The 10954-nt window shown below is 32.0% G+C and carries 13 protein-coding genes; 5 read left to right on the top strand and 8 right to left on the bottom strand.

Going from position 1 to position 10954, the window contains the following annotated elements:
* From G600_RS0108055 to G600_RS0108020, 8 genes are all read right to left on the bottom strand, one after another.
* Nucleotides 1-706 (bottom strand): peptidoglycan-binding domain-containing protein (locus tag G600_RS0108055; protein ID WP_027431492.1); only part of this gene is annotated, 706 nt, incomplete at its 3' end.
* 256 nt (nucleotides 707-962) lie between these two features.
* Complete coding sequence (locus tag G600_RS0108050; RefSeq protein WP_027431491.1) at nucleotides 963-1514, bottom strand: hypothetical protein; 552 nt, start codon at nucleotides 1512-1514, stop codon at nucleotides 963-965.
* A 10-nt stretch (nucleotides 1515-1524) separates the two neighbouring features.
* Nucleotides 1525-2157: an ATP-binding cassette domain-containing protein gene (locus G600_RS0108045; RefSeq protein ID WP_027431490.1), complete on the bottom strand. Its 633-nt coding sequence runs from the start codon at nucleotides 2155-2157 to the stop codon at nucleotides 1525-1527.
* A 2-nt stretch (nucleotides 2158-2159) separates the two neighbouring features.
* Nucleotides 2160-2927: a hypothetical protein gene (locus G600_RS0108040; RefSeq protein ID WP_027431489.1), complete on the bottom strand. Its 768-nt coding sequence runs from the start codon at nucleotides 2925-2927 to the stop codon at nucleotides 2160-2162.
* Nucleotides 2890-3705, bottom strand: coding sequence for a hypothetical protein (locus G600_RS0108035; RefSeq protein WP_027431488.1), 816 nt, complete (start codon nucleotides 3703-3705; stop codon nucleotides 2890-2892). Before G600_RS0108035 ends, G600_RS0108040 begins: the two co-directional genes overlap by 38 nt.
* Nucleotides 3659-4489, bottom strand: coding sequence for a hypothetical protein (locus G600_RS0108030; RefSeq protein WP_027431487.1), 831 nt, complete (start codon nucleotides 4487-4489; stop codon nucleotides 3659-3661). The genes G600_RS0108035 and G600_RS0108030 overlap by 47 nt, the downstream gene beginning before the upstream one ends.
* Before the next feature lie 83 nt (nucleotides 4490-4572).
* Entirely contained in the window at nucleotides 4573-5250 is a 678-nt protein-coding gene (locus G600_RS0108025; protein ID WP_034245960.1) for a hypothetical protein, read from the bottom strand.
* 1 nt (nucleotide 5251) lies between these two features.
* Nucleotides 5252-5689, bottom strand: coding sequence for a DUF2712 domain-containing protein (locus G600_RS0108020; protein WP_027431485.1), 438 nt, complete (start codon nucleotides 5687-5689; stop codon nucleotides 5252-5254).
* A 122-nt stretch (nucleotides 5690-5811) separates the two neighbouring features.
* Between G600_RS0108020 and G600_RS0108015 the strand changes: the two genes are divergently transcribed.
* The 5 genes from G600_RS0108015 (at nucleotide 5812) to rfbC (ending at nucleotide 10897) form a co-directional block, all read left to right on the top strand.
* Nucleotides 5812-7005 (top strand): MerR family transcriptional regulator, encoded by a 1194-nt coding sequence (locus G600_RS0108015; protein ID WP_027431484.1) that lies wholly within the window; start codon nucleotides 5812-5814, stop codon nucleotides 7003-7005.
* A gap of 191 nt (nucleotides 7006-7196) precedes the next feature.
* The gene (gene rfbA, locus G600_RS0108010; protein ID WP_027431483.1) at nucleotides 7197-8093 is read left to right on the top strand and encodes a glucose-1-phosphate thymidylyltransferase RfbA; all 897 of its coding nucleotides are present in this window, start codon (nucleotides 7197-7199) and stop codon (nucleotides 8091-8093) included.
* A 49-nt stretch (nucleotides 8094-8142) separates the two neighbouring features.
* The gene (gene rfbB, locus G600_RS0108005) at nucleotides 8143-9162 is read left to right on the top strand and encodes a dTDP-glucose 4,6-dehydratase (protein WP_027431482.1); all 1020 of its coding nucleotides are present in this window, start codon (nucleotides 8143-8145) and stop codon (nucleotides 9160-9162) included.
* 100 nt (nucleotides 9163-9262) lie between these two features.
* On the top strand, nucleotides 9263-10210 hold the full coding sequence (gene rfbD / locus G600_RS0108000) for a dTDP-4-dehydrorhamnose reductase (RefSeq protein ID WP_027431481.1): 948 nt from the start codon (nucleotides 9263-9265) through the stop codon (nucleotides 10208-10210).
* Between the two features lie 78 nt (nucleotides 10211-10288).
* Nucleotides 10289-10897, top strand: a complete 609-nt coding sequence (gene rfbC, locus G600_RS0107995) for a dTDP-4-dehydrorhamnose 3,5-epimerase (RefSeq protein ID WP_027431480.1) — start codon at nucleotides 10289-10291, stop codon at nucleotides 10895-10897.
* Nucleotides 10898-10954 lie beyond the last annotated feature (57 nt).

Raw genomic sequence — 10954 nt, 5'->3', positions numbered from 1 at the left:
GAACTAATTTATTGTATGGAATTAAGTCTGATGAGTTTTGATTTTCCTGTAATACCTTTGGAAACGCAGCTGTTGTTGCTGGTCCGAAATTTAAAGAATTCAAATTTATTATTAATTCTTTTGTAACTCCCTCTGCTGCCTGTAATGCTCCAATTAAAGATAATGCAGTCTGTCTAGATATAATTCCATCACATGGTCCAACACCTATAACATCTGACCAATCTTTATTTAGCTGCCTCTGTATCTTAACTACCTTAGAATCTCCACCGCTAACCTTTTTGAACCAATTTAATGATAATAAACCAAACCATACTTTCCAATCAATCACACCAGTTTCTGGTAACCCTGCATCGCCTTGCATTTCTTTAATTGCTTTAACCCCAGAATTATAATATATTCCAGTAATTCCACCTGCTGTATATCCTTTGCAAAACAACGCGCATTGAATTAAACACACATTTATTTGTGGTTCATCATTAGGATCCATTTTTGAAATATTAGGTAAACTTTTCATTTTTTCTACTGTCAATGGTCCAACTGTTCCTGTTGCTGGTATAATACCATTCTGTATTTGAAACGCTCTAATAATACCTTGCATCACGGCTGTTCCTGTTTTACCATTTTCTTCAAGGTGTTCCCAATACTCATTTGCTCCAAACATTGCATTTAAATACTTTTGTGCTTTAGTTACATTTGCATCACTCATTTTTCTTCCTCCTCTTGTGTATTCATTTTTATAGTTGTTAAATTATATAAACTATACATAAGTAGATTATAGCACGCTATCAAATATTTACAATAAACTTTTTATTAAAAAAGAGTGAAGAAATATCTAATTCCTGAAAATAAAAGAATCAAAAGTATAAAGATTCACCAAAAATAGCGCCTATCCGAATGGATAGACGCCAAAACTTTTAATTATTTGACCTGTCTACTTGACAGGGAGCTGTTCAAATTCTTAGTTAAACCAACTTTATTCTATATTTTATAGGGTAAAAACTAAATATAAGTCCCCAATCCATATCTTCGAATTTACTATACTTATTACCTAATAGTACTTCACTATACCTAAATAACATTTTTACATTTGCAGTATCTCCTGGCACTATTTTACTTGATGAATTTGTAAATTCTTCATTTAACAGAAAATAATCATATAAATTCATAGAGCCTCCAAAAACATTAAATCCAATCAAATAGTTTGCAGGGCTTACCGTAAATGTCTCATCCGAATAATTTTTAACATCTAAATCTACTAATATTCCTTTTTCTTCATAATTAGATTCATCTAGATTGTATTCTTCTATTAATTCTTTTATATCTTTCGATGATAGTATTCTCACATTCTTTACTTTATAACCTATATCTTTATAAACCAGTTCATCTTCTATAGAAACATCTACCATCTTAGCTGAAGGATATTTTCTAACAAGATAGCCAACACGAATACCCCATAAAACCAATATCGCTACAATAACAATAAAAGCTATTATTTTAACTTTGTTTCCTTTCATATATACCCCTCTAACAATTTATTATTTCACCATTTTCAATTTCTATTATATGATCAGCCACATTGTTAATAATGTTTTGATCATGACAACTAAGTATTACAAGTGCTCCTCTGTTTTTAGCATCTAAAATCATTTTTGTGAGTTTTTCTCTCGATTTAGAATCTAACGCATTATATGGTTCATCCAATATAATCAAATCAGGATTTTCTACAAAAGCTAATGCTATCCCCAATTTCTGTTTCATTCCTAATGAAAATTTCTTTACTTTCTTCTTATCATTAGGATCTAGGCCAACTTCACAAAGAACTTCATTAATTCTATTTTTATCCACTATACTTTTTATTGATGTTATTTCATATATGTTTTCAAAGGCATTATAATAATTTATAAGACCTGGGTTTTCTATTAATACTCCAATACTTCTTGGGAAATCAATGTCTTTACCCAGAATCTCATTATCTATAGTTATCTCTCCAAACGTTGGTAATATTAATCCAGAAATAGCTCTCATAAGCATTGTTTTTCCAGAACCATTAATTCCTACAAACCCATAAACATTACCTGATTCCATACTCAAACTTATATTTTTTAATATCTCATTATTATTTATTGTTTTTGATACATTTTTTATTTCTATTTTCATCATTAACCTCTATTTCCATAGTAATCTCTTTTTCCATTTCCAAGAACTGTAAGTAATATACATATAGTGCCTATACCAAGCTCAATCATTAGCAAAAATAAATATTGATTCTTAATGCACAAAACTCTCTCAAACATCAAAAGATTACCAATATATATATGTCCTCTTTTTACAAATATAGTGATTATTGTTATGCAAAATGTAATAATAACAGCAATTTTTTCACCTAAAAGAACACTTAGTGTATTTTGTACAAAGGATATTACACAATATGTTATTGTTAATAACAATATTGCAATTACCATATCAAATGTATTTCCTTGCCAACTTATAAATCCATAATTTTTTCCATCACTAAAATGTGACAAAAAGCCATAAGTTAAAAAGCATGCAAAAACCTGTATTAGCATAAACATTACAGCTTGGTTAAACAAAACTACAAATTGAGTAACATACCATTTTCTTTTACCAACTCTAATAATTTTTTGACAATTATTATGAATTTGATTATTTACATAACTTGATATCCAAAATATCCATAATAGATTATTAGCCACCCAATAAGCATTTAAAACTATATTTTCATGAATATCATCTATGTACTGCATGCCTTTAAAATTATTATATAAAACATCAAGCATGCCATTCGATAGTATTTCGACTTTATTCAGCATAAATACATTATAAAAAATCACAAATACAAATAAAAAGATATATTTTCTAAACTGTTCTTTATTTGCTCTTTTTATTTCTCTTATATAATATTTCATTTATTCTTACCTTTTTATTAATAGTTCTAAAACAAAACAAAAAAACTGTAAGTACAACATAGGCTATAAGCATTGGAATAAATGCATACATATTACCTTCATTTTCCCATCCTTCATATGTTATATATGGCAGTACATTTATTATCCCAACTCTAGAAAAAAAAAGATAAACACCAATACCTATAAATACTGTTGTCAATTTATTTCTTGTAATGTAATAAATACTATTCATAAATATTCTTATCCATAAATTCCATAAAAAAATCGCAATAATAAAAGTTACAATTATAATATGTCCATTTATTTCAATCGTATTACCGTTTAAATAATTATATTTACTAACAAGCAAAGTCCAATTATTCTGATTTAAATTATAGACTCTAGTGCTTATAAATGTGGCAACTCCTTCAATAAGGGTAACTATAATCGCATCAACTAAAGCAACTTTTAAAAGATATATATAATACTTTTTATAACTTCCATGAGCTATTAAAAACGCATCACTACATTTTTTTATAATAAATGACACATAAAATATATAAACTATAATGGTTACAAATAAATTGTAATATGTGTACATCATCATGAAATTATATACATCTAAACCACAAATTAAATAACCCATCTTTCTCCCATATATAATTTCAGAACTTGTTGTAAACATAAGCATAATAAGGCTAATCAATAACAAAACCAAATATAACATTATCCTTATTCCATGCTTTTTAAATTTATAATCCAACACCTTCTTTATTCCTTCCTGAAACAAAAAATTCATATATTGCCACTAGCATAACAATAATAAACTCAACAATAAAAGGAACTAATCTCTGATAGTTTATCGAAGAATCTAAAAAAATATTCGGTTCCCATTCTTGTATTCCTAAAATGTCACAAAGGCATATCATTCCTATATATAACAAACAAGGATATACATAAACCGTATATATCTTATTTACATAAAAACTTGCATAAAGCGCAGTTACTGCCATAGCTCCGCCAAACAATGCAATCATAATTATGGATACTAATATATATACATTTACATGCTCATAATAAATATCAGCAAAATAAGACTTAGTTCCTAAATGATCAGAAACACTTCCTGGTTCAGGATTAATTGATGGCATTAATGTTAAATATGCCATATAGTTAAACAAAAATGGAAAACCTGTAACAAAAGCACCACTAAAAAATGTAACTATAAACTTACATCTTTTATAGTATTTTTTCGATATTCTTGTACATATAGAATTATAGACACCATTTACATTATCTTTGTAAAATGTATATGCAAAAGGCATTGTTGCAAGCAATGGTAACATCAATAACAGTATTTTACCATTCCAATAATATGTTGCACCCATCCAATTTTCACATACCTTAATCGGTGAAAATAAAGTATATTCTAAAGCCTCACTAGGTTCTACTACATATTTACTCATTGGTATACCATTAAATATTATATCTATAATTGATATTATCATTCCTGTACATAATGCAACCCAAAATCCAATTGAATGTAATAGTCTTTTAAACTCAAATCTATATAAATTTTTCATATATACTCCTATAAAGCTACAAACTATATTTTTACAAATAAAGTCATCAAAGCTTTTATAACTTTGATGACTTTGCTTAATAATCATTTATTTATCAAATTAGTAATATCTACCTTTGCAAGACCATCACGTATAATTCCACCACTTCCATCTGGAATTTCTAATATATTTTGCCATCCATAAATAGATATACTTAAATATAAATTATCGAAATTTTCTGATATGGGATAATAAAGACTTACTTCTTTTGTTTCTCCTTGCTCAAAATCAAACTTAAATAATGACCTACCTGAATTTTCATATGGATAAACCATCTTAGCTTCATGTTTATTCTCATCTTCAAGATTTATACAATTAAGATACAATTCTTTATCCGAATCATAATCATTATAAATATATTCTTTGTTGTAATCATAATTAAATGTCAGTGATAAATCTAAAATCGCATACTTTGTATAATTATTTTTTAAATAATTTCTATCATCATCACCTAAGGCATTATCATATAATATTTCATATGGTAGTTCATTTACTATTTCAATCGATTTGATATCAAAATCAAAAAACTCAACATTAAAAGTGTATATGTCAGGTGGCAAATAAATATCCTCTTCATATACATTAGTATCACCTGTTGTATTTTCCACCTTTATAACACTTTTCATTTCTTCTACTTTAGGTATCATTTTAACAACAGAATACACTATTATTATCATCATCAAGGTTAATACAACCAAAATTTTTTTAATTTTACTTGTCATCCTAAACACTATCTGGGCTCCATAAGAAATTATAATCTATTACATATGGATTTAAGGGTTCAAATCTTAATTCTAGTTCATTATAACCCCTCTCCTTAACCCAGTTTTTTAGAAATTTCTGCTCACCCACATTACAATATGGAACTCCTTCATTTCTCCAAGTACAATCACTTTCACCATTTCCTACACCATATATCCAAATTACAGGTATTCTCTGACTTGATCTGTCGTTATAAATATATGCACTGCTGTAATCTTCTTTTGTCCTAGACTCTGTCCATAATGTTTTTTGTGGACAATTTCGATTGTTTTGATAATATCTATACCTAGTATCTTTACAATTATTTGCCTCCACCACTGTAGTAACATTCTTGGCAATTGCTAACACTATTATAATAAGTGCTGCCATCATACTCGTTTTTACAAAATTTTTCCTCATTTAAAATTTCCCTCCATTTTATAATCATATTTTTGTAAAAATATTACTACTGTAGTATACTAAAACTAATAACCAGAATCAATATTTTTATATAATTTATGAAACTTTTCGAGGATATAATTATGGAAGATAAAAACTACTATACATCAGGACAATTCGCCAAAATGGCTAATGTTTCAACTAGAACAATTCGTTTCTACGATCAGAAAGGATTATTAAAACCAAGTCGTATTGAAAATGGATCGAGGCTTTACACAGATGCCGATTTTGCAAGATTACAGCAAATTATACTTTTAAAATACCTTGGTTTCTCTCTAGAGGAAATTAAAAATATGACTATCGGAGATAGCGACTACCACATTCTTCTTAATTCTTTAGAATTACAAAGCCGACTAATTGAAGATAAACTTGCCCAAATGCAACTTGTTGCCGGTGCCATTAAGGAAACATCTGCTGCCATACGTTCAAAGGGTGAAGTCAACTGGGATCACATGCTAAATCTTATCCATTTAACCAATATGGAATCCAGCTTAAAATCTCAATATATTAATGCTAGTAACATTTCTGCAAGAATTAAGTTACACAATCTGTATTCGAATAATAAAGAAGGTTGGTTTCCATGGATATACAAGCAATGTCATATAAAGTCAGATATGAAGGTACTTGAACTTGGTTGTGGAAATGGATCTCTTTGGACAAGTAACACAACTAAGATACCCGCTGGTGCCGATATTACAATTTCAGACCTTTCAAATGGTATGCTTCGAGATGCTAAAAGAAATATGAAAACTCTTTCTGCTTCAATGCATTTTAAAAAAATCGACGCTACAAATATTCCATTTGAAGATAATAGCTTTGATTTATGCATCGCTAATCATTTGCTTTTCTATCTGGATTTAAAGGCCAAGAAAAAAAATGCACTTGCTGAAATATATCGAATTCTCAAACCTGGCGGAAAACTAGTTTGTAGTACTTATGGTTCTAATCATATGAAAGAGATTTCTGATTTAGTAACTAGCTTTGATAATAGAATAAGACTAAGCTCTGACAAGCTTTATGAAAATTTTGGACTTGATAACGGAGCTGATATTTTGTCTCATTTTTTCAATAAGAAGAAAATCGACAAAAAACTCTATGATGATTATCTTCTTGTTGATAGCGCAGAACCTCTCATTGAATATATTTTATCCTGCCACGGTAATCAGAATGAATATCTTCTAGATAAATACTCGGATTTCAAAGCTTTTGTTTCTAGCAAAATCGGGTCCGGCTTTAAAATCACCAAGGAATCTGGGATTTTCATATGCACAAAGTAGGCAGTTTTGTGGGAATTTTAAGACATGTCACTTTCTGTACTAAATTTAATACAGAAAAAGCCTTGACGGTTACGTAACGTCACCCTGTATAATACAATCGATTCTTAATAAATGTTATGTAAGTATTAATAAAGTTATTTACTTACAACAAGTTATGTTAATTGCCAAAGCAATTACAATATGGAGGAATTATGAAAGGTATTATTTTAGCAGGTGGTTCAGGCACACGTCTTTACCCACTAACAATGGTAACTTCAAAGCAGTTACTACCAATTTATGATAAGCCAATGATCTACTACCCAATGTCAGTTCTTATGAACGCTGGTATTAGAGACATTCTTATTATTTCTACACCACAGGACACTCCTAGATTTAAGGAGCTTTTAGGCGACGGACATCAGTTTGGTGTTAAACTTTCTTACGCTGTTCAGGAAAGTCCAGACGGACTTGCACAGGCTTTCATTATCGGTGAGGAATTCATCGGAAATGACACTGTTGCAATGGTTCTTGGAGATAACATTTTCGCAGGTCATGGTCTTAAGAAGAGACTTAGCGCTGCTGTAAAGAACGCTGAAGAAGGTAAGGGTGCAACAGTATTTGGTTACTATGTTGATGATCCAGAACGTTTTGGTATTGTTGAATTTAACAACGAAGGTAAGGCTATTTCAATCGAAGAAAAGCCAGCTAAGCCAAAGTCAAACTACTGTGTAACAGGTTTATATTTCTATGACAACAAGGTTGTAGAATACGCTAAGAACCTTAAGCCATCAGCAAGAGGCGAACTTGAAATCACAGATTTAAATAGAATCTACCTTGAGAATGAAAGCTTAAATGTTGAGCTCTTAGGACAGGGCTTCACATGGCTTGATACAGGTACACATGAATCATTAGTAGATGCTACTAACTTCGTAAAGACTATCGAAACACATCAGCATCGTAAGATTGCTTGTCTTGAAGAAATCGCTTACTTAAATGGTTGGATTTCTAAGGATGATGTATTAGAAGTATATGAAGTATTAAAGAAAAATCAGTACGGTCAGTACTTAAAGGACGTCTTAGACGGCAAGTACCTCGACCAGTTAAGGTAAATGTGTGCGCCTTTTGGCGTGTGATTATTATTTTTAAAGGAGAAAACTCATGACAATTATCGTTACAGGTGGTGCCGGTTTTATCGGTTCTAATTTCGTTTTTCATATGTTAAATAAGTACCCAGATTACAGAATCGTATGTTTAGATTGCTTAACATACGCTGGTAACTTATCTACACTTGCTCCAGTTATGGACAACCCTAATTTCAGATTCGTAAAGGAATCAATTACAGATAGAGAAGCTGTTTATAAGCTTTTTGAAGAAGAACATCCAGATATGGTAGTTAACTTTGCTGCTGAATCTCACGTTGACCGTTCTATCGAGAACCCAGAAGTATTCCTTGATACTAACATTAAGGGTACAGCAGTTCTTATGGATGCTTGTAGAAAGTACGGTATTAAGAGATATCATCAGGTTTCTACTGATGAAGTTTATGGTGATCTTCCACTTGATAGACCTGACCTATTCTTCACAGAAGAAACTCCAATTCATACATCAAGCCCATATTCATCATCTAAGGCAGCTGCAGATTTACTTGTACTTGCTTACCACAGAACTTATGGACTTCCTGTATCTATTTCAAGATGTTCTAACAACTACGGACCATACCACTTCCCAGAGAAGCTTATCCCTCTTATGATTGCTAACGCATTAAATGATAAGCCACTCCCAGTTTATGGTGAAGGTCTTAACGTTCGTGACTGGTTATATGTTGAAGATCACTGCCGCGCTATCGACCTTATTATTCATAAAGGTCGCGTTGGTGAAGTTTACAACGTTGGTGGCCACAACGAAATGAAGAACATCGATATCGTTAAGATTATTTGTAAGGAACTTGGTAAGCCAGAAAGCCTTATTACACATGTTACAGATAGAAAGGGACATGATATGCGTTACGCTATCGACCCTACTAAGATCCACAACGAACTTGGCTGGTTACCAGAAACTAAGTTTGAAGATGGTATCAAGAAGACAATTAAGTGGTACTTAGATAACAAGGAATGGTGGGAAACAATCATTTCTGGTGAATATCAGAACTACTATGAGAAAATGTATGCTAACAGATAATTAGTCGCGTTGACTTTTACATTTTCATAAAAATAATAGCCTGGCTCTAGCAATAGAGTCCGGGCTTTAACAATATTAACGACTGAAAGGAAGCTAATAGATGAAGATTTTTGTTACAGGTGTTGGTGGTCAGTTAGGCCACGACGTTATGAACGAATTAGCTAAGAGGGGCTACGAAGGTATCGGTAGTGATATCGCTCCTGAATATTCAGGTATTGCAGATGGTTCTTATGTAACTACTGCAAGCTACTGCCCTCTTGATATAACAGATGCAGATGCTGTATCTAAGACTCTTAATGAAGTTAAGCCTGATGTAATTATTCACTGTGCTGCTTGGACAGCTGTTGACCTTGCAGAAGATGAAGATAAGCAGGCTAAAGTTAAGGCTATTAACGTAGATGGTACTAAAAATATTGCTAACTGCGCTAAGGCTCTTGATGCTAAGATGGTTTACATCAGTACTGACTATGTATTTAATGGTCAGGGTGAAACACCTTGGGAAGCTGATTGCAAGGATTATTCTCCTCTTAATGTTTACGGTGAAACTAAGCTCGGTGGCGAACTTGCAGTATCTGAAACTCTTGATAAGTACTTTATCGTACGTATCGCTTGGGTTTTCGGTCTTAACGGTAAGAACTTTATTAAGACTATGGTAAATGTTGGTAAAACACATGACTCTGTTCGCGTTGTTGCAGATCAGATTGGTACTCCAACTTACACACTTGATTTATCAAGACTCCTTGTTGATATGGTTGAAACTGACAAATACGGTTACTACCATGCAACTAATGAAGGTGGATATATTTCATGGTATGACTTCACATGTGAAATCTACAAGCAGGCTAAGGAACTTGGCATTGAAGGTTATGTAGATAGAACTGTTGAGGTTAATCCAGTTACAACTGCAGAATATGGTTTAAGCAAGGCTGCTCGTCCTTTCAACTCAAGACTTGATAAGTCTAAGCTTGTTAAGGCTGGCTTTACTCCACTTCCTACATGGCAGGATGCAGTTCATAGATATTTAACTGAGCTTAAGGATCAATTATAAGATATTTGCTGATGATTCAAAAGAATTACAGCTCGTTATGTTTATTTCAAAAATAAATTTAAGAAAGAGGATAAGATAATGGGACAGATTAAGGTAGAGAAAAATGTTGGTGGCATTGAAGGTCTTCACGTAATCACACCAGCAGTTCATGGTGACAACCGTGGTTATTTCATGGAAACATACAATCAGAACGATATGCACGAAGAAGGTCTTGATATGGTTTTTGTTCAGGACAATCAGTCATGCTCAACTAAGGGTGTTCTTCGTGGTCTTCACTTCCAGAAAGAATTCCCACAGGGCAAGCTTGTAAGAGTAATTAAGGGTAAGGTTTTCGACGTTGCTGTTGACCTTCGTAAAGATAGTAAGACATACGGTAAGTGGTATGGTGTTGAACTTACAGAGGAAAATAAGAAGCAGTTCTACATTTCAGAAGGATTTGCTCATGGTTTCCTTGTACTTTCAGATGTAGCAGAATTCTGCTATAAGGTAACTGACTTCTATCATCCAGGTGATGAGGGCGGTCTTGCTTGGAACGATCCAGCGATTGGCATTGAGTGGCCAGAACTTGTTGGCGAATACAAGGGTAACTGCGAAGCTACAGGCTACACACTTACTGATGGTACACCACTTAACTTATCTGATAAGGATCAGAAGTGGGAAACACTTGAGAATACATTTAAATTCTAATTAAGATTACATACAAGAACCCCATCCAATTATGTCTAGCATAATTGGATGGGGTTC

The organism is Lachnospira multipara ATCC 19207 (assembly GCF_000424105.1).
Lineage (GTDB): Bacteria > Bacillota > Clostridia > Lachnospirales > Lachnospiraceae > Lachnospira > Lachnospira multipara.
The sequence above is the reverse complement of the archived record's forward strand: the minus strand, read 5'-3'. Positions and strand labels throughout refer to the sequence as shown.

Excerpts from the sequence above, each read along its gene's own strand:
- G600_RS0108050 (WP_027431491.1), bottom strand. The coding sequence starts at position 1,514 with ATGAAAGGAAACAAAGTTAAAATAATAGCTTTTATTGTTATTGTAGCG.
- G600_RS0108045 (WP_027431490.1), bottom strand. The coding sequence starts at position 2,157 with ATGAAAATAGAAATAAAAAATGTATCAAAAACAATAAATAATAATGAG.
- G600_RS0108040 (WP_027431489.1), bottom strand. The coding sequence starts at position 2,927 with ATGAAATATTATATAAGAGAAATAAAAAGAGCAAATAAAGAACAGTTT.
- G600_RS0108035 (WP_027431488.1), bottom strand. The coding sequence starts at position 3,705 with ATGAATTTTTTGTTTCAGGAAGGAATAAAGAAGGTGTTGGATTATAAA.
- G600_RS0108030 (WP_027431487.1), bottom strand. The coding sequence starts at position 4,489 with ATGAAAAATTTATATAGATTTGAGTTTAAAAGACTATTACATTCAATT.
- G600_RS0108025 (WP_034245960.1), bottom strand. The coding sequence starts at position 5,250 with ATGACAAGTAAAATTAAAAAAATTTTGGTTGTATTAACCTTGATGATG.
- G600_RS0108020 (WP_027431485.1), bottom strand. The coding sequence starts at position 5,689 with ATGAGGAAAAATTTTGTAAAAACGAGTATGATGGCAGCACTTATTATA.
- G600_RS0108015 (WP_027431484.1), top strand. The coding sequence starts at position 5,812 with ATGGAAGATAAAAACTACTATACATCAGGACAATTCGCCAAAATGGCT.
- rfbA (WP_027431483.1), top strand. The coding sequence starts at position 7,197 with ATGAAAGGTATTATTTTAGCAGGTGGTTCAGGCACACGTCTTTACCCA.
- rfbB (WP_027431482.1), top strand. The coding sequence starts at position 8,143 with ATGACAATTATCGTTACAGGTGGTGCCGGTTTTATCGGTTCTAATTTC.
- rfbD (WP_027431481.1), top strand. The coding sequence starts at position 9,263 with ATGAAGATTTTTGTTACAGGTGTTGGTGGTCAGTTAGGCCACGACGTT.
- rfbC (WP_027431480.1), top strand. The coding sequence starts at position 10,289 with ATGGGACAGATTAAGGTAGAGAAAAATGTTGGTGGCATTGAAGGTCTT.